Genomic DNA, 18,163 nt, shown 5'->3' on the forward strand with positions numbered 1-18,163 from the left:
TAAACTTCGCCAGTTAGCGGGGAAAATCCACGTTGACAGTGGTCCGTGACACACCATAGGCTCCTTCTTCAGACATGGAGTCCACAAAGTGGATTGCCGGGGTGGACAGCAAGACGAGCTCAATGAGGAGATGCAATGTCAAAGGTGAAATCCGGGGCAGCGGCCGCTTTGCAGGACGTACTGCGCGACGGCATGACGCTCGCCGTCGGCGGTTTCGGGCTCAGCGGGATCCCCGCTGACCTGATCGAGGCGGTGCGGGACTCCGGGGTGAAGGACCTGACGGTCGTCTCCAACAACATGGGCGTGGACGGCAAGGGCCTCGGGGTCCTGATCGAAGGCGGCCAGGTCCGTAAGGTCATCGCGTCCTACGTTGGGGAAAACAAGCTCTTCGCCGAGCAGTACCTCGCCGGCCAACTGGAGGTGGAGTTCACCCCGCAGGGCACCCTTGCTGAGCGGCTGCGCGCCGGCGGCGCCGGCATCCCGGCGTTCTACACGAAGACCGGCGTGGGCACCCTCGTCGCCGAAGGCAAGCCGCTGGCGGAGTTCGACGGCGAGACCTATGTCCAGGAGCGCGCCATCAAGGCCGACGTCGCCCTGGTTCACGCCCACACGGCCGACACCGACGGCAACCTGATCTACCGGTACACCGCGCAGAACTTCAATCCGGTGGTGGCTACCGCCGGAGCCGTGACGGTCGCCGAGGCCGAAGTGATCGTCGAGCCCGGCCAGCTGGACCCGAACCACATCATCACCCCCGGAGTGTTCGTCCAGCGCCTGGTCCAGGCCAGCGGCCGCGTCAAGGACATCGAACAGCGCACCGTCCGCCCGCGGCCCGCAGCGGCGGCGGCGCAGGCCGCCTCCGCCGTCACCGTCTAATCCGGCCCGAGCGCCGCCCACCCCGGGCGCGCCGGCGTTGGCGTCCCACCCTTTGCACCCTGACTTTCCAAGGAGAACCACCATGGCCTGGACCCGAGATGAAATGGCCGCAATCGCGGCCGAAGAACTGAACGACGGCGACTACGTCAACCTTGGCATCGGCATCCCCACGCTGGTGGCCAACAACCTGCCCGACGGCGTCCGCGTTGTCCTGCAGAGCGAGAACGGCCTCCTCGGCATGGGCCCGTTCCCCTTCGAGGGCGAGGAAGACGCGGACCTGATCAACGCCGGCAAGCAGACCGTCACGGTCCTGCCCGGCGGCAGCATCTTCGACTCCGCGACGTCCTTCGGCATGATCCGCGGCGGCCACGTGAAGGTCGCGATCCTCGGCGCCATGCAGGTCTCCGGGAACGGCGACCTCGCCAACTGGACCATCCCCGGCAAGATGGTCAAGGGCATGGGAGGCGCCATGGACCTCGTGGCCGGCACCCCGCGCGTCGTGGTCCTGACCGAGCACAACGCCAAGGACGGCAGCGCCAAGATCGTCAAGGAATGCACGCTGCCGCTCACCGGGCTCAGCTGCGTGGACCGCATCATCAGCGACCTCGCGGTCTTCGACCTTGTGCAGAATGAACACAAAGCAGGCGGCGGGCGGAAGCTCACGCTCACGCGCCTCGCGCCCGGCGTCACCGTGGAGGAAATCCGCGAAAAGACCGAAGCCGACTTCGATGTCGCGCTCGAATTTGAAGGAGCGACGGCATGAGCCTCAAAGACCAGTTCGGCAAGGACGTCCTGCTCACCGGCTGGGGCCACAGCCGGTTCGGCAAGCTGAGCGAAGAAACCCTGGAGTCCCTGATCGTGCAGGTCGCCACCGAGGCGATCGGCAACGCCGGGATCGAGCCCGGCCAGATCGATGAGATCTACCTCGGCCAGTTCAACTCCGGCATGATGCCGCTGGCCTTCCCGTCCTCCCTCGCACTGCAGGTCTCGGATCAACTGGCCAACGTTCCCTCCACTCGGGTGGAGAACGCCTGCGCCTCCGGCTCGGCCGCATTCCAGCAGGGCACCAAGTCCCTGCTTGCCGGCACCGCGAAGACCGTCCTGGTGATCGGCGCCGAAAAGATGACCCACGCCGGGGCCGACGTCGTGGGCGCGGCCCTGCTCGGCGCGGACTACGACATGGCCGGCAAGGCCTCCACCACCGGGTTCACCGGGCTCTTCGCGGAGGTCGCGAAGCACTACGGCAAGCGCTATGGCGACGGCAACGGAAAGCTCGGCGACGTCCTGGGCACCATCGCGGCGAAGAACCACCGCAACGGCGTCGACAACCCCTACGCCCAGCTCCGCAAGGACCTCGGCGAGGAGTTCTGCCGCACCGTCTCGGACAAGAACCCGATGGTGGCCGATCCGCTGCGCCGCACCGACTGCTCCCCCGTCTCCGACGGCGCCGCCGCCGTCGTCCTCAGCGTTGCCCCTGCCGGCGGGGCAACCGCCCCGGTGCGGCTCGCCGGCTTCGGCCAGGCGAATGATTTCTTCCCCGCCGAGCGCCGGGACCCGACCGAATTCGCCGCCACACGCGCCTCCTGGCAGCGGGCCCTGGGGATGGCCGGCGTCGGGCTGGAGGAGCTCGACTTCGCGGAAGTCCACGACTGCTTCACCATTGCCGAACTGCTCATGTACGAGGCCATGGGGCTGACCGAACGCGGCCAGGGCGCCCGGGCGCTGGAAGAAGGCTGGGTCTTCAAGGACGGCAAGCTGCCGGTCAACGTATCGGGCGGGCTCAAGGCCAAGGGCCACCCCGTCGGCGCCACCGGCGTCTCCCAGCACGTCATCGCCGCCATGCAGCTCACCGGGACCGCCGGCGACATGCAGCTGGCCAACCCGCGCCGGGCCGCGGTGCAGAACATGGGCGGCGTGGGCATCGCCAACTACGTCAGCGTGCTCGAAGCCCTCTAAAGCAACGCGGGGTCAGATACAGCCCATGCCGGGCGGCTTGATGGGCCGTATCTGACCCCGCGTTGCTTGTCCTCGCCTGCGTGGCCGGCATGCCACGGGACTAAACTCGTTCCCAGCCCATCCACCACAATGCGAGGAGCACCCATGCGCGCCACCATCATCCACGGTCCCGGCGACATCCGAGTCGAAGACCGCGACTACCCCACCCTCCAGCTGCCCACCGACGTCATCGTGAAGGTCACCGCCTCCTGCGTCTGCGGCTCGGACCTCTGGCCGTACCGCGGGGTCAAGCCCACCCACAAGCCGTCCGCGATCGGGCACGAGTTCATCGGGACGGTCGAAAGCATCGGCGACGACATCAAAGACCTCGCCGTGGGCGACTACGTGATCGCCCCGTTCGTGGTCAGCTGCGGCGCGTGCCCGCAGTGCCTCGACGGCGTCACGGTGGCCTGCGACCACCTCGCCGGCTGGGGCGGCAAGGATGACACCGGCCACGGGATCGACGGCGGCCAGGGCCAGGCCGTGCGCGTACCGCTCGCCGAGTCCACGCTGGTCAAGGTCCCGGGCGTCACCGACCCGGACGACGCCCTCCGCGCCAGCCTGCTCACGCTCTCCGACGTCATGGCCACCGGCCACCACGCAGCCCTCGCGGCCAAGGCCGGTCCCGGCCGGACGGTCGTGGTGGTCGGCGACGGCGCCGTCGGGCTCTGCGGCGTCCTGGCCGCCAAGCGCCTCGGCGCGGAGCGGATCATCGCCATGTCACGGCACGCCGACCGCCAGGCGATCGCCCGCGAATTCGGGGCCACGGACATCGTCGCCGAACGCGGGGACGAGGGCGTCGCCAAGGTCCGCGAACTGCTCGGCGGCGTCCTGGCCGACTCCGTGCTGGAGTGCGTGGGGACCAAGGAATCCATGGAACAGGCCCTGCACAGCGTCCGCCCGGGCGGCGCCCTCGGCTTTGTCGGCGTCCCCACCGGCGGCGCCGAAGCCCCGCTGCGCTTCCTGTTCGACACCAACATCTCGATCGGCGGCGGCATGGCCCCGGCCCGGACGTACATCCCGGAACTGCTGGCGGACGTGCTGAACGGCACCATCAATCCGGGCCGCGTGTTCGACTCGGTCATGCCGCTGGAGGAGGCACCCGAGGCCTACCGCGCGATGGACGAACGGCGCGCCATCAAGGTCCTCCTGACCCCCTAGCCGGGATCTCGACGGCGGCCGCGCTTGCACCCGCGCGGTCGCCCGCGCCGGCCTAGCTGTACTGCTAGCTCCCGCCCTTGCACGGGCAAGGACGAGGGTCTAGCGTGAAGCGCATCAGCATCCGCCGCCGTCAAGGGAGCCGTCATGGCCAGGTTCGTGCAGATCATCGAATTTCAGACCTCCCGCATTGAGGAGATCGAGCAACTCGGCCGGCCCTCCAGGACGGAGGGAACCACTGCCCCGACCTTCCGCCGCATCATGGCCACCGCAGACCGCGACCGCCCCGGAACGTACCTCACGATCGTGGAATTCGACTCCTACGAGTCGGCCATGGAGAACTCCAACCGGCCCGAGACCTCCGAATTCGCCGCGCAGATGGCCGCCCTGTGCGACGGCCCTCCGGTCTTCCGCAACCTGGATCTTATGTGGGAAGACACCGGCGAGGCCGACGCCGGCCAGTAGGCCGGCAGGCTCGCTTGGCGGAGGTGCCGCCGCGCCGCCGGACTCAGGACCCGGAGGCCGCCCGCGGCTTGAATACGTGGCGTGACCACGTGGATTGAAGACGCGGACAGGACGTGGGAGCAGGGAAATGGGTTCTGCAGATGGCAGGGCGCCGGAAAGTCTCGTCATGGATCTCAGCGCACTGGGCTCCGCTCCCCTGCCGCTCGTGGGCGGAAAGGCCCTGAACCTCGGCAAACTCACGGCCGCCGGATTCCGTATACCCCGCGGATTCTGCCTCACCACGGTTGCCTACCGAAAGGCGGCCCCGGCCGAACTGGACGCGCTCGCGGCCCGGCTGGACGCCGCGCGGCCCGGCCCTTCGATCAACGGCGAAACAGACAACGGCGAACCAGGCGACGGCGAACCAGGCGACGGCGGCTCCCGCCCCGGCCAGCCAGGCCGCCCCGGGTTGGCCCGGCCCGGACCGGACCTGGGCGAACTGGCCCGGCAGGCGCGGGAAATGATCGTGACCGCGCCGATTCCCGCCGACGTCGATGCCGCCCTTCGCGGCGCGTATGCCGCGCTCGGCAGCCGGGCCACAGTGGCGGTCAGGTCCTCCGCCACCGCCGAGGACCTGCCCTTCGCCAGCTTCGCCGGCCAGCAGGATTCCTTCCTGAACATCTCCGGAGCCGACGCCGTGGTCGAGTCGGTCCGGCGCTGCTGGGCCTCACTCTGGACCGAACGGGCCGTGGCCTACCGCGCCGCCAACGGGATCAGCCACCGTGAGGTGGGGCTCGCCGTCGTCGTCCAGGACCTCATCACCGCCACCAGCGCCGGCGTGCTCTTCACCGCCAATCCCGTGACGGGCACCCGGACTGAAACGGTCATCGATGCGAGCGCGGGGCCCGGCCAGGCGGTGGTCTCCGGCAGCGTGAACCCGGACCATTTCGTCGTGGATACGGCCACGGGACGCATCCTCCTCCGTTCACCGAAGGGGACGGCAGTCCGGCGGCGGCCGAGCCTGGACGACGCCCGGATCAGCGAACTCACGGCCCTCGGCGATACCGTCCAGCGGCTGTTCGGTACACCCCAGGATGTGGAATGGGTGATCGACGCAGCGGGCAGGATCTGGGTGACCCAGTCGCGGCCCATCACCACGTTGTATCCGCTGCCGGAGCCTGCGGCCGCCGAACCGCTCGGCGCGGAGGCAGGGGCCGACGCCGACCCCCGCGTCTACCTGTGCGGCACCTTGCTCCAGGGCCTGACCAGGCCCCTGACCCCCATGGGGCTCTCCGTGCTGGGCTCAATGCGGAACCGCAACGGGCCGTGGCGGTACGTCAACCCGGGATTGCGGATGTATGTCGACGTGACGCCCATGGTGCGCAACAGGTACGGCCGCCGCTACCTGCTGCGGATGCTGCCGCTGGCGGACGGCAGGTCCGGCGCGGTTTTTCCGGCACTCCTGGATGACCCGCGGTTCGGCGTGCGCAAACGGCCGTCCCGGCGGGCACGGCACGGTGCAGCGGGCAGGCTGGCCCCCCGACAGGCGGGGACTGGCAGCGGCGCAGCGGGCAATAGCGCAGGGCGCGATCCCGGAACCATGGCCGGCCTGGGCCTGACGGTCCGGCTGCTTCCGTCCCTGGCGCGGGCCGCGGTGCGGCCGTCCGCCGAACTGCGCCGCGCCTTCGATTACGGAAATCGCCTTCAATCCGAGCTTGTCCTGCCGGAGCCGGCCACCACTTTTGGCCGGCTCGATCACGCCCAGCGCATCCTGGAGAACACCGTGGACGGGCTGATCTTGGCGACGCTGCCCGGACCGTCCGTTGGGTACCTCATGCTGGCCGGGGCGCGCAGGCTGCTGCGCGGCATCGCGGCACCGCGGGAACTCGAGGCCGTGTTGCGGGGTCTGCCCAACAATGTCACCACCGAGATGGACCTCGAGCTCTGGCAACTGGCCGTCACCATCGGCGCGCATGCCGCGTCCCGGGAGGTGTTCCTGGCCCACGGGCCAAGGGAACTGGCCGCCCTGTACCAGGCCGGCTCGCTGCCCGCGGTGGCGCAGACCGGCCTGCACGGGTTCCTGGACCGCTACGGCCACCGCGCCGTGGCGGAGATAGACCTTGGCATGCCGCGGTGGTCGGAGAAACCGGACCATATCCTCGGGATGATCTCGAACTACCTCCACGTGGAGGACCCCGAACAGGCTCCCGACCGGCAGTTTGCGCGCGCGGAGGAACATGCCGAGGCCAGGATCCGCGACCTTGTGGAACGAACCGGGGCGCGCAGCCGGCTCCGGGCGCGGCTGGTGGAATTCTGCCTGCGCCGGACCCGCCAGTTGTCCGGACTGCGCGAACTGCCCAAGTTCTACATCGTCCTCGCCCTCGCGGAGATGCGCCGCCAGCTCAACGCGATCGGCATCGAGCTGGCCCGGTCCGGTGCGATCGCCGCCGCGGACGATGTGTATTTCCTGGAATTCGACGAGGTCCGTGTGGGTTTGCGGGGTGCCGACCTCAAGGGCATCGTCGCGGGCCGCCGCCGGATCTACGACGTCGAACTGCGCCGGCGCCGGATTCCCCGGCTCCTGCTCTCCGACGGCACGGACGTCGAGGCGGCCGTGATGGCCAAGTCCCCCGCTTCCGGCGCCCTCGCCGGGACACCGGCGTCGGCCGGCACCGCCACCGGAACGGTCCGGGTCATCCTGGATCCGGTGGGCGCGCACCTTGAGCCCGGGGAAATCCTTGTGGCACCCTCCACCGACCCCGGCTGGACGCCGCTGTTCATGACGGCCGGCGCCCTGGTGATGGAAATGGGCGGGGTGATCTCGCACGGCGCCGTGGTGGCCCGCGAATACGGCATCCCGGCGGTGGTGGGCGTGCCGGACGCGACCACCCGTTTGCGGACCGGTGAGAAGGTGACCGTGGACGGATCGGCCGGAACGGTGCGGCAGGTGGATGCCCCGCTCTCCCCTGCGACGGCCGCCGGCAGCCTGGCTGGCTGAGCGTGAACCTCCGGACCGGCCGGCGCCGGGCCTTCGAATTGCAGCGGGACCTCCGCCACGCCGCCAGCAGGGGGCTATGTTAGTTAGATGGCGTCTGCCGGCAGTAACGCACAGGGCGGCCCGGTTCCCGAGGGCTTTGGTTCGGGGCTGGTGGACGATGCCGCCCGCCGGGACGCCGCGTTGCCCGACTTCGACTGGGCCGTCCTTCCGGCAGGCGTGATGCGCGGTGAGTTCGAGGCACCGAGCGGGACCTTGGCGACGATCGCTGCCGGAGATCCCGGGAAGCCGCGCGTCCTGCTAGTCCCGGGCGCGACCGGCTCCAAGGAAGACTTCATCCTCATGCTGCCCGAGCTCGCCGCGGCCGGATACTTCGTCCTCAGCTGCGACATCGCCGGGCAGTACGAATCCGCCCAGGCCGGGCCCGAAAACCTCGTTCCGCCCCGGAACTGCTACGACTATGAGCTGTTCCGCGACGATCTCCTGGCAATGCTGGACACCGATCAAGGCGCGGTGCACGTCGTGGGGTATTCCTTCGCGGCGGTGGTTGCCCAACTGGCGTTCGTCCAGCGGCCAGAAAAGTTCCGCAGCCTGACCCTCATCAGCTGCCCGCCGGAGCCGGGGCAGAGCCTCCGCTATGTGCGCCTGGCTGGCTGGGTAAGCTGTTGGGTCAACTCCAGGGTCCGCACCGCATTAATGATTTGGGGCATCCGCAGCAATATTGCCCGGGTGGCGCCGCAGCGGCTGCGGTTCGTCAGGAGCCGGTTCGCGTTCACGCGCCGCGCCTCGGTGGTCGACATCATCGGCCTTATGAAGCACACCCCGGATCTGCGGCGGGTGCTGGCGGCCGCGACGCTGCCAAAGCTTGTCGCAGTCGGCGAACACGACCTCTGGCCGCTGGCGTTGCACCGGAGCTTCGCGCAGTCGATCGGTGCGCGGATTTCGGTCTACCGCGCGGGCCACAGCCCGTCCGAGACCTCGCCGTACCAGATCAGCCGGGACCTGATTGCGCTCTTCGACGCCACCGTCTCGGCCTGACGAAAGCGGCCGGCCGGGACGAAGACCCCCGTCAGACCCTTGCACCGCGGCCCGTCGCACCGTACGTTGGGGACAGCGGACGAATGTCTCCGCAGCCGTTGGCCTTATGGCCGCCGGAGATCAGCAGCATTTCAGAAGGATAAAGGCATGGCTACAGGCACAGTTAAATGGTTCAACGCCGAAAAGGGTTTTGGCTTCATTGCCCCGGATGACGGGTCGGCCGACGTTTTCGCCCACTACTCGGCAATCGCTACCAGCGGCTACCGTTCGCTGGACGAGAACCAGAAGGTTGAATTCGACGTCACGCAGGGCCCGAAGGGCCCGCAGGCTGAGAACATCCGCCCGCTCTAAATACTCCGGAAAAAGCCCCGGCCGCCTGGCCGGGACACTTTCCCCGAAGACCACAACGCCCCTCCGGAGGATTCCTCCGGAGGGGCGTTTGTGTTCGAGGCGCTTGTGTTCGAGGCACTTGTGGCCTTGCGCCTGCCGCCGGGCGCGGTCTCAGCCGACGTGGACCCATGGACGCCGGGTGACGTCCGGCTCGGCCTCCCGCAGCACTTCGCGCGTCACCGGGGCGATCTCGCCTTCGCCGAAAGCCAGGAACCGCAGGAGGTTGGTGAACGGGTTTCCCTCCGTCCAGCGGAAGTAGATGTGCGGCATCAGCCCGGTGACGTCGCGGATGTGCAGCAGCACGGAGGCGATCGTGTTCGGAACAACTGGCCCGTGGACCTCCAAGATCTGGTACCCGTGCCGGCTGACCCCGCGGACCTCGAGCGCGGTCTCAAAGTCGGAGGAGTCGTCCACCACCACTTCGAGGAACAGTGCCTGGGAGTCCAGCGGGAGGTGGCTGACCTCGATCGCGGACGTGAGCTTGTCCAGGTACGCCTGGGCAGTGAGACGCAGCGGCTCGTGGGCGATGATCGCGATGGGGCCGGATTCATTGGCGGCCAGGAATTCCAGGGCCGGGGTGTCCATCCGCACATGCGTGGCATGGAGCTCGAAGGAGCGCCGGATGCGCGAGAGCAGGGAGATCACGATGATCCCGATGATAAAGAACGCGGCGATCCGGATGCCTTCGGGCCGCTCGAAGATGTTGACCACCGTGGTGTAGATGAACACGACGGCAATGATGCCGAACCCGATGGTGCGCTTGCGCTGCTGGTGGCTGCGCGCGGACAGCGTCACGGCAATCGCGGCCGACGTCATCAGGACCAGGACGCCGGTGGCGTAGGCGCCGCCCTGGGCGTCGACGTCGGCGTCGAACAGCCAGGTGATCAGGAACCCGACCAGCGTGAACACCAGGACCAGTGGCCTGACCGCGCGGGCCCACTCCGGAGCCATGCCGTACCGGGGCAGGTAGCGCGGTACGAGGTTCAGCAGCCCGGCCATGGCGGAAGCGCCGGCAAACCACAGGATGGCAATGGTGCTCAGGTCATAGACGGTGCCGAATCCGTTTCCCAGGTACTCGTGCGCGAGATAGGCCAGCGAGCGGCCGTTCGCCTGCCCGCCCGGCTGGAACTCCGGCGCCGGGATGAGCACCACCGTGGTGAAGCTTGTGGTGACGAGGAACGCACTCATGATGAGGGCCGCCGTCGTCAGCAGTCGGCGGGCACCCTTGATCCGGCCCTCAGGGTTCTCCTCGGTGTCCGTGGCGTGGCCGCGGATCTGCGGCATCACGGCGACGCCGGTCTCGAAGCCGGACAGGCCCAGGGCCAGCTTGGGGAAGACCAGCAGCGCGATCCCCACCACCATCAGCGGGCTCCCGTGCTGGGTGGTCAGGGCCAGCCACCAGTTGTCGACCGCCACCGGGTGCTGCAGGACCTCGATGATCGTTGTGATGACCACGACGACGTTCAGCCCGAGGTAAATGCCCACCAGGACGACGGCGACGCCGATCGCCTCCTTGAAGCCGCGCAGGAACACGGCAGCGAGCAGGGCCAGGAAGACCAGCGTGACCGCGACGTTCTGGCCTTGGATCCAGTCGGGGGCGAACGGGTTCTCGATCGCGTGCGCTGTTGCGTCCGCAGCGGAGAGCGTCATGGTGATCATGAAGTCGGTGGCGGCGAAACCCAGCAGCACCAGGACGAGCAGTTTCCCGCCCCACCGCGGCAGCAGCCGCTCCAGCATGGCGATGGACCCTTCGCCGCGCGGACTTTCGCCGGCCACCCGGCGGTACACCGGCAGTGCGCCCAGCAAGGTCACGGCGACCAGGACCAGGGTGGCCAGCGGCGAAATCACGCCGGCCGCGAGCGCGGCGATGGCGGGCTGGTAGCCCAGCGTGGAGAAGTAGTCCACGCCGGTCAGGCACATGACCTGCCACCATGTGTGTTTCTTCAGGTGGCTGTCGCTCACGGCCCCGGGCCCCTGGTGGATTCCCTTGGCGTCCTGGAGGCCGAACAGCAGCCAGTTCTTGAAGTGCTCCCCGGCGTCGGGCCGCGGCGCCGAAGGGTCTGCCGGTGGCCGGCTGAGGGTAGTCATGTAGTCCTTTCCAGGCGACGCATCGCGCCGCTTCCGTCCGCGAGAGTACCAGCGCACGCAGCCGTCACGACCGTCCGGCCAACAATCCTGATGGTTCCTTAACGCCCACGGCGAGCCGCCACATTAAGAGAACGCAAATTTATGGCCTGCCGGCATATGGAAAGCATTAAGGACCGTCCCGAGGGGCGTCGCCGGTGATGTTATGAAGCAAGAGGACGCTGCAGCCACGGTGGCCGCAATCCGATCCCCAGCAGGAGCCAAACAGCATGAACACCACGTCCCGGCCGGCACACGACACGCCCGACCTTCCGGCCCGTGGCGGCACTGCCCCGGATTTCGTCGCCGTCGATGACAGCGGGGACTTTTCCTATCACCGGTCGGAACAGGACCTGCTGGCGGCGTTTGAGTACGTCGGGGAAGCCGCGTGCATCATCGACCGCAGCGGCAGCGCCTACCGCCTCGCCCTGGATCCGAACCGTCATCTGGTCCTCGGGCCCTCCCGCGGCCAAGTGGAATTCCATTGGCTCCGCCACGCATGGCTGGACGCACAAGGCGCGCATCCCGAGGGGCATCGGCTCCGCCGCTTCTACCCCGCCACCAGGGACGAAGTGGTCTCGGACCTGTTCGAAACCCTCGCCCTGGAACGCGGGACAGCCCCGGCCGGGGGCGCCTGGTCTCTCGACATCGACGGCCTTGCCTCGCACCCGTCCGGCATCGAGGACATCGACGTCCAGCTCCGGCGCCAAGACGTGCTGGCGCATGCCCACGTGACAGACCCGTTCGGACACCTCTACCGGCCCGCACGGCACCGCAGGCACTGGTATCTGCCGGCTGCCGCCGGTTTCATCCTCTACATCGAAATCCCCGCCCCCGCCGCAGCCCGCTGAGACCGGTGCCGCCGCCGGCGGGCCGGTGTTAAAGATCCGTCAAGATCGGCCCCGGGGCGGGAGCCGCTCCCGGCTCCGGTGTTATCGTCGGCAGTAAACACGATGGTGGGCATCGCGCGGAGAGGCATAGATGACCACGATGAGCAGGCCGCCTTCGGATCCCTCAGCGGCACGGCCGGGAGCCGGGGACAACTTCAGGAAATGGCTGCTGTTCGGCCTGCAGGACGCCAAGGGTATCCATCAGGGGCCCGGGGCCGTGAGCGACAGCCACCTGAAGAAGCACTCGTGGTGGCAGGTCATGTGCCTGACCGGCGTCGATTACTTCTCCACGCTGGGCTACCAGCCGGCCATTGCGGCCCTGGCCGCGGGCGTGATTTCGCCGCTGGCCACGCTGGTCCTGGTTGCCGTGACCTTGTTCGGCGCACTGCCGGTATACCGCCGGGTGGCCGGCGAAAGCCACCGCGGCGAGGGATCCATCGCCATGCTGGAGCGGCTGATGCCGCGTTGGGGCGGGAAACTGCTCGTCCTGGTGTTGCTGGGGTTCGCGGCTACCGACTTCATGATCACCATGACGCTTTCTGCCGCGGACGCGACCGCGCACGCGCTCGAGAACCCGTTCGCCCCCGCCTGGATGCAGGGCCAGAACGTCGCGGTCACGCTGTTCCTGCTGGCTCTGCTCGCCGCCGTGTTCCTGCGCGGTTTCAAGGAGGCCATCGGCGTCGCCGTCGTCTTGGTGGGCATTTACCTGGGCCTGAACGTCGTCGTGGTAGTCACGACAATATTCGAAACATTGACCCACCCAGTTGCCGTGGACGACTGGTGGCTGGCCCTGACCACCCAGCACGGGAGCCCGCTGATGGTGGTGGGCATCGCGCTGCTCGTCTTCCCCAAGCTGGCCCTGGGCCTGTCCGGCTTCGAGACCGGCGTGGCCGTGATGCCGCAGATCCAGGGACGCCCCGGTGACACGGAAGAGAAACCGGCAGGCCGAATCGACGGTGCCCGCCGGCTGCTGACAACTGCCGCCGTCATCATGAGTGCCTTCCTGATCACGACCAGCTTCACCACGGTGGTCCTGATCCCAGCGCAGGACTTCGAACCCGGCGGCCCGGCGAACGGCCGCGCCCTGGCCTACCTCGCGCACGAATACCTGGGAAACGGATTCGGCACCGTCTACGATCTGAGCACCATCGCCATCCTGTGGTTCGCCGGCGCCTCCGCCATGGCCGGGCTGCTGAACCTCGTGCCGCGCTACCTGCCCCGGTACGGCATGGCCCCCGGGTGGGCAAGGGCCGTGCGCCCGCTGGTCCTGGTGTTCACCCTGGTGGGGTTCCTGATCACCTGGCTGTTCGACGCCGACGTCGACGCCCAGGGCGGCGCTTACGCCACAGGCGTCCTGGTCCTGATGACCTCCGCCGCGGTGGCGGTGGCACTGTCCGCCCGGCGCGGGAAACAGCGCAAACGCACTATCGGGTTTGGCGTCATCGCCGTCGTGTTCATCTACACCACGGTGGCCAACATCATCGAACGGCCCGAAGGCATCCGGATCGCCGCGTTCTTCATCGGGGGCATCATTGTGATCTCTCTGCTTTCCCGCATCCGGCGCTCCTTCGAACTCCACGCGACCCATGTCCACATGGACCGGAAGGCATTGGAGTTCATGTCCGCCAACCTGGAAGGTCCGATCGCCATCATCGCCCACGAGCCGTTGCGGCTGAGCCCTGAAGCGTACCTGGACAAGCTCACGTCCGCGATCGAGGTCAGCCACCTCCCCGTGGACTACCAGGCGCTGTTCCTCGAAGTCGTCGTGGACGACTCCTCGGACTTCGAGACCGCGCTCGAGGTCAACGGGGTCACCCGGCACGGTTACCAGATCCTGGAGGTCCACGGGCCAGTTGTGCCGAACACGATCGCCTCCGTGCTGCTGCACATCCGCGACGTCACCGGGCTGATGCCGCACATCTACTTCCGCTGGACCGAAGGCAACCCGGTCACCAACCTGCTGCGCTTCCTGGCCTTCGGCGAAGGTGAAATCGCCCCGGTCACGCGCGAAGTGCTCCGCGAAGCCGAACCGGACGTCACCAAACGGCCCTGGGTCCACGTCGGCTAATGGCCGCGGGACGGCGCGCTTTCCGCGCCCGTTAAGACTGCGTCAAGATCGGCCGTCCGGGCGTTAAGAAACCATCAGGAACCGGTTATTTCGCTCTTGGCAGGGATTGACTTTCAGTAGCCCCGCAAACGGGGCGCGGATGAAAGGAACCTGCAATGGCCGACCTGGCTGTTATCGGAATCCTCATGGTGTCCATGGGGTTCGTCATGTGGATCGGCCACGTCCTGGCCGGAATGGTCGGCAGTGCCGATGACCGGCCGGAGAGCGGCAAGTGAGCGCCGACGCGATCATGTGGCTCGTTCTGTTGCTGGCCGGGTTGTGCCTCTTCGGCTACCTGCTGGCCGTCCTGATCCACCCGGAAAAGTGGTGAGCGGATCATGACGTTCAACGCTGCATCCTTTGCTGCCCAGGTGGCGGCCCTCCTCATCGTTCTGGCGGCCGTGCACAAGCCCCTGGGCATCTACCTGGCCCGGGTTTTCGAGGGCAAAACGTCATCCCGGCCCGAGCGCCTCTTCTACCGGCTGGCCGGGGTCGACGCCGACACCGAGCAGACTTGGTCCGTCTACCTGCGCAGCGTCCTGGCGTTCTCGGCCGTGTCCATTCTGGCCGTGTTCGGCCTCCAGCGGCTGCAGGGCGTCCTGCCGGGCAGCGGATCCCTGCCCGGCGTGGATCCTTGGGTGGCCATGAACACGGCCATTTCGTTCGTGACCAACACGAACTGGCAGACCTATGTACCGGAGACCACGGTAGGCATCTTTGTGCAGATGGCCCTGCTTGCGGTGCAGAACTTCCTTTCTGCCGCCGTCGGGATCGTCGTCGTTATCGCCCTGATCCGAGGCATCGCCCGGACCCGCACCGACCGGCTGGGCAACTTCTGGGTGGACCTGGCCCGGACCTCGTTCCGGGTCCTGTTGCCGATCGCGTTCGTCGCGGCTGTGGTGATGGTCCTCGGCGGTGTGGTGCAGAACTTCTGGCCTACGGACGTCGTCAACCAGGCGTCCGGGGTCAGCCAGACCATTCCCGGCGGTCCCGTCGCCTCCCAGGAAGCCATCAAGATCCTGGGAACCAACGGCGGCGGCTACTTCAATGCCAACTCGGCCCACCCGTTCGAAAACCCCAACGCCTTCATCAGTCTTTTTGAGGTGTTCCTGATCCTGCTCATCCCCTCGGCGTTGCCTTACGCCTACGGCCGGATGGTGGGCGACCAGAAGCAGGGCTATACGGTGGTCGCCGTGATGGGCACCCTGTGGCTGGCTTCGATTTCGCTGATGGGTTGGGCCGTGGCTGCCGGGCAGGGAACGGCGACAGCGGCCGCCGGCGGATTGGGCGAGGGGTTTGAACAGCGCTTCGGCCCCGTGCCAAGCGCGATCTTCGCTACCTCCACCACTCTGACCTCCACCGGCGCCGTCAACGTCGCCCACGATTCGCTGCCGCCGCTGGCCGGCGGAATAGCCATGGTGAACATGATGCTCGGCGAGGTCGCTCCCGGCGGAACCGGTTCCGGGCTCTACGGCCTGCTGATCCTGTCGATCATTTCCGTCTTCATCGCAGGTCTCATGGTCGGGCGCACCCCGGAGTATCTAGGCAAGAAGATCGGCCCGACGGAAATGAAGCTCGCCGCCATGTACATCCTGGTCACCCCGACCCTGGTGCTGGCCCTGTCCGGAATCACCGTCCTGCTGCCGGACAGCATGGCCAACGCGCCAGCAACCGGTCCCCACCAGTTCAGCGAAGTGCTCTACGCCTTCACGTCCGGGGCCAACAACAACGGCTCCGCGTTTGGTGGCATCACCACCTCCGGCCCCTTCATGTCGGTCATGATGGGCCTGGGCATGCTGCTGGGCCGGCTCCTCCCGATTGTCTTGGTGCTGGCTCTGGCCGGCTCCCTCGCCCGTCAGGGCAAGGTTCCCGCCTCCGCCGGCACCGTCCCCACCCACGGCCCACTGTTCGGCTCGCTGCTGCTCGGCGTGACAGTGATCATGACCGCCCTGAGCTACTTCCCGGCCCTTGCCCTCGGACCCCTCGCAGAAGGACTCCTCAAATGACCCGGTCTCACACGGCATTAGCCACGGACACCGACGCCCAGACCTACGCCGACGGCAACCCCCTCGGCACCCCCGGCGAACACAAGCACCACACCAAGGCCCCGGCAAAACTCACGTTCGCGTCCGTCCTCGCGGCCCTGCCGCTCGCGGTCCGCAAACTCTCCCCGCGGCAGATGATCCATTCCCCGGTCATGTTCACCGTGCTGGTGGGGGCTGGCCTGTGCACGGCGATCTCCCTGTACCGGCCGTCGGTGTTCGGCATCGCGGTCACAGCCTGGCTGTGGCTCACCGTCCTCTTTGGCACGCTGTCCGAATCCATCGCCGAGGGCCGGGGCAAAGCCCAGGCCGACAGCCTCCGCGCCAGCCGCAAAGGCGTCCAGGCCCGGCTCCGCCAGCCCAACGGCACCACCCGGGACGTGCCCGGCACGGAGCTGCGTCTCAATGATGTGGTGATCTGCGAGGCCGGGGACGTCATCCCCTCGGACGGCGAAATCATCGAAGGCCTGGCGAGCGTCGACGAATCGACCATCACCGGCGAATCAGCCCCGGTGATCCGCGAATCCGGCGGTGACCGGTCCTCCGTCACCGGCGGCACGAGGGTCCTCTCGGACCGGATTGTCATCCGCATCACGGCCGAGCCTGGACAGACGTTCATCGACCGGATGATCAAGCTGGTGGAGGGCGCCGTGCGGCAGAAGACTCCCAACGAAATCGCGCTGCACGTCCTGCTGGTGTCCCTGACCATCGTGTTCCTGGCCGTGACGATGTCTCTGGCACCGTTCGCCGCCCTGGCCGGCGCCACGCCGTCTCCGATCGTGCTTGTCGCCCTGCTGGTCTGCCTGATCCCAACCACCATCGGGGCCCTGGTCCCTGCGATCGGCATCGCCGGCATGGACCGCCTGGTCCAGCACAATGTGCTGGCGACCTCCGGCCGTGCCGTGGAGACCGCCGGGGACATCACCACACTGTTGTTGGACAAGACCGGAACCATTACCTACGGCAACCGCCGCGCCGTCAATTTCTTCCCCGCCAACCAAGTGGACAGGACCCAACTCATCGAGGCCGCACGGGTCTGCAGTCTGGCCGATGAAACCCCCGAGGGACGCTCTATCGTGGACCTCGCCGCGGACAAGGGCGTGACCGGGTCCGATCTGGCCACACTTGAACGCTCCTCCGGCAATTTTGCCGTGGTTCCCTTCAGCGCCAGCACCCGAATGAGCGGGCTGGACCTTGACGGGCTGCAGATCCGAAAGGGCGCGGCCTCCACGGTGGCGGCGTTCGTTGCCGACTTCGGCGGGCACACTCCGGCGGAGGTCGACCACCGGGTACAGGAAATCTCGGCCCAGGGCGGCACCCCCCTGCTGGTCGCCCAGGTGGACAAGGAGGGCCGGGCGGACATCCTGGGAACCATCCACCTGGCCGACGTCGTCAAACCCGGCATGCACGCCCGCTTCGCCGAACTGCGGCAAATGGGCATCCGGACCGTCATGATCACCGGCGACAACCCCATCACCGCCAAGGCCATCGCCGCCGAAGCCGGAGTCGACGATTTCCTGGCCGAAGCAACCCCGGAGGACAAGCTCGCGGTCATCAAAAAGGAACAGGCCGCAGGCCGGCTCGTGGCCATGACCGGTGACGGCACCAACGACGCCCCGGCCCTGGCCGCGGCGGACGTCGGCGTCGCCATGAACTCCGGAACCCCGGCCGCGAAGGACGCCGCGAACATGGTCGACCTCGACTCCGACCCCACCAAACTCATCAACATCGTCGGCATCGGCAAGCAGCTGCTCATCACCCGCGGCGCCCTGACCACCTTCTCTGTCGCCAACGACGTCGCCAAGTACTTCGCGATCGTCCCGGCCCTCTTCACCGCAGCCTTCCCCGGGCTCGGACTGCTGAACATCATGGGCCTGTCCACCCCGGCCTCAGCCATCCTGTCCGCAGTGATCTTCAACGCCCTAATCATCATCGCCCTGGTGCCGCTGGCTCTGCGCGGGGTCAAATACCGTGCCGTCTCCGCCAACCAGGCGCTGGCGCGGAACCTGCTGATCTACGGGCTCGGCGGCCTGATCGCACCCTTCATCGGCATCAAAATCATCGACCTCATGATTTCCCTCATCCCCGGAATCGGCTAGGAACA

14 protein-coding genes are annotated in these 18,163 nt (G+C 67.7%); 13 read left to right on the forward strand and 1 reads right to left on the reverse strand.

The genetic code is table 11. The features are described from left to right. Window positions 1-135: 135 nt before the first annotated feature. The 8 genes from AC1DBX_RS14235 to AC1DBX_RS14270 all read left to right on the forward strand — a co-directional run bounded on the left by AC1DBX_RS14235 (window position 136) and on the right by AC1DBX_RS14270 (window position 8,857). Window positions 136-876, forward strand: coding sequence for a CoA transferase subunit A (locus AC1DBX_RS14235; protein ID WP_476932029.1), 741 nt, complete (start codon window positions 136-138; stop codon window positions 874-876). Between the two features lie 82 nt (window positions 877-958). Continuing rightward, window positions 959-1,639, forward strand: coding sequence for a CoA transferase subunit B (locus AC1DBX_RS14240; RefSeq protein WP_476932030.1), 681 nt, complete (start codon window positions 959-961; stop codon window positions 1,637-1,639). Beyond that, the gene (locus AC1DBX_RS14245) at window positions 1,636-2,832 is read left to right on the forward strand and encodes an acetyl-CoA acetyltransferase (RefSeq protein WP_476932031.1); all 1,197 of its coding nucleotides are present in this window, start codon (window positions 1,636-1,638) and stop codon (window positions 2,830-2,832) included. Before AC1DBX_RS14240 ends, AC1DBX_RS14245 begins: the two co-directional genes overlap by 4 nt. A 144-nt stretch (window positions 2,833-2,976) precedes the next feature. After that, window positions 2,977-4,032, forward strand: a complete 1,056-nt coding sequence (locus tag AC1DBX_RS14250; RefSeq protein ID WP_476851828.1) for a zinc-dependent alcohol dehydrogenase family protein — start codon at window positions 2,977-2,979, stop codon at window positions 4,030-4,032. A 144-nt stretch (window positions 4,033-4,176) separates the two neighbouring features. Then, the gene (locus tag AC1DBX_RS14255) at window positions 4,177-4,494 is read left to right on the forward strand and encodes a hypothetical protein (protein WP_079552423.1); all 318 of its coding nucleotides are present in this window, start codon (window positions 4,177-4,179) and stop codon (window positions 4,492-4,494) included. 166 nt (window positions 4,495-4,660) lie between these two features. Continuing rightward, window positions 4,661-7,471 carry a PEP/pyruvate-binding domain-containing protein gene (locus AC1DBX_RS14260; protein WP_476932032.1) on the forward strand — a complete coding sequence of 937 codons (2,811 nt, stop codon included), beginning with the start codon at window positions 4,661-4,663 and terminating at the stop codon, window positions 7,469-7,471. A gap of 87 nt (window positions 7,472-7,558) precedes the next feature. Next, complete coding sequence (locus tag AC1DBX_RS14265; protein ID WP_476932033.1) at window positions 7,559-8,506, forward strand: alpha/beta fold hydrolase; 948 nt, start codon at window positions 7,559-7,561, stop codon at window positions 8,504-8,506. A 147-nt stretch (window positions 8,507-8,653) separates the two neighbouring features. After that, window positions 8,654-8,857 (forward strand): cold-shock protein, encoded by a 204-nt coding sequence (locus AC1DBX_RS14270; protein WP_009357211.1) that lies wholly within the window; start codon window positions 8,654-8,656, stop codon window positions 8,855-8,857. A gap of 150 nt (window positions 8,858-9,007) precedes the next feature. Here AC1DBX_RS14270 and AC1DBX_RS14275 read toward each other — a convergent pair whose 3' ends face one another. Next, window positions 9,008-10,984 (reverse strand): APC family permease, encoded by a 1,977-nt coding sequence (locus AC1DBX_RS14275; RefSeq protein ID WP_476932034.1) that lies wholly within the window; start codon window positions 10,982-10,984, stop codon window positions 9,008-9,010. A gap of 266 nt (window positions 10,985-11,250) precedes the next feature. Between AC1DBX_RS14275 and AC1DBX_RS14280 the strand changes: the two genes are divergently transcribed. The 5 genes from AC1DBX_RS14280 (at window position 11,251) to kdpB (ending at window position 18,158) form a co-directional block, all read left to right on the forward strand. Beyond that, a complete protein-coding gene (locus AC1DBX_RS14280) occupies window positions 11,251-11,871 on the forward strand; it encodes a hypothetical protein (protein ID WP_476932035.1) in 621 nt (206 codons plus the stop codon). 130 nt (window positions 11,872-12,001) lie between these two features. Next, entirely contained in the window at window positions 12,002-13,978 is a 1,977-nt protein-coding gene (locus AC1DBX_RS14285; RefSeq protein WP_476932036.1) for an APC family permease, read from the forward strand. A gap of 271 nt (window positions 13,979-14,249) precedes the next feature. Next, a complete protein-coding gene (locus AC1DBX_RS14290) occupies window positions 14,250-14,348 on the forward strand; it encodes a potassium-transporting ATPase subunit F (RefSeq protein WP_344361134.1) in 99 nt (32 codons plus the stop codon). A gap of 7 nt (window positions 14,349-14,355) precedes the next feature. Continuing rightward, the gene (gene kdpA / locus AC1DBX_RS14295) at window positions 14,356-16,023 is read left to right on the forward strand and encodes a potassium-transporting ATPase subunit KdpA (RefSeq protein WP_476870133.1); all 1,668 of its coding nucleotides are present in this window, start codon (window positions 14,356-14,358) and stop codon (window positions 16,021-16,023) included. Beyond that, window positions 16,020-18,158, forward strand: a complete 2,139-nt coding sequence (gene kdpB, locus AC1DBX_RS14300; protein WP_476870134.1) for a potassium-transporting ATPase subunit KdpB — start codon at window positions 16,020-16,022, stop codon at window positions 18,156-18,158. The genes kdpA and kdpB overlap by 4 nt, the downstream gene beginning before the upstream one ends. Window positions 18,159-18,163 lie beyond the last annotated feature (5 nt).

The organism is Arthrobacter sp. 10N44_2 (assembly GCF_056394385.1).

Bases quoted from the DNA above. Each gene is read 5' to 3' on its own strand.
- AC1DBX_RS14245 (WP_476932031.1), top strand. From the start codon at position 1,636: ATGAGCCTCAAAGACCAGTTCGGCAAGGACGTCCTGCTCACCGGCTGG.
- AC1DBX_RS14285 (WP_476932036.1), top strand. From the start codon at position 12,002: ATGACCACGATGAGCAGGCCGCCTTCGGATCCCTCAGCGGCACGGCCG.
- AC1DBX_RS14275 (WP_476932034.1), bottom strand. From the start codon at position 10,984: ATGACTACCCTCAGCCGGCCACCGGCAGACCCTTCGGCGCCGCGGCCC.
- AC1DBX_RS14255 (WP_079552423.1), top strand. From the start codon at position 4,177: ATGGCCAGGTTCGTGCAGATCATCGAATTTCAGACCTCCCGCATTGAG.
- AC1DBX_RS14260 (WP_476932032.1), top strand. From the start codon at position 4,661: ATGGATCTCAGCGCACTGGGCTCCGCTCCCCTGCCGCTCGTGGGCGGA.
- AC1DBX_RS14235 (WP_476932029.1), top strand. From the start codon at position 136: ATGTCAAAGGTGAAATCCGGGGCAGCGGCCGCTTTGCAGGACGTACTG.
- AC1DBX_RS14265 (WP_476932033.1), top strand. From the start codon at position 7,559: ATGGCGTCTGCCGGCAGTAACGCACAGGGCGGCCCGGTTCCCGAGGGC.
- AC1DBX_RS14270 (WP_009357211.1), top strand. From the start codon at position 8,654: ATGGCTACAGGCACAGTTAAATGGTTCAACGCCGAAAAGGGTTTTGGC.
- kdpA (WP_476870133.1), top strand. From the start codon at position 14,356: ATGACGTTCAACGCTGCATCCTTTGCTGCCCAGGTGGCGGCCCTCCTC.
- AC1DBX_RS14280 (WP_476932035.1), top strand. From the start codon at position 11,251: ATGAACACCACGTCCCGGCCGGCACACGACACGCCCGACCTTCCGGCC.
- kdpB (WP_476870134.1), top strand. From the start codon at position 16,020: ATGACCCGGTCTCACACGGCATTAGCCACGGACACCGACGCCCAGACC.
- AC1DBX_RS14240 (WP_476932030.1), top strand. From the start codon at position 959: ATGGCCTGGACCCGAGATGAAATGGCCGCAATCGCGGCCGAAGAACTG.
- AC1DBX_RS14250 (WP_476851828.1), top strand. From the start codon at position 2,977: ATGCGCGCCACCATCATCCACGGTCCCGGCGACATCCGAGTCGAAGAC.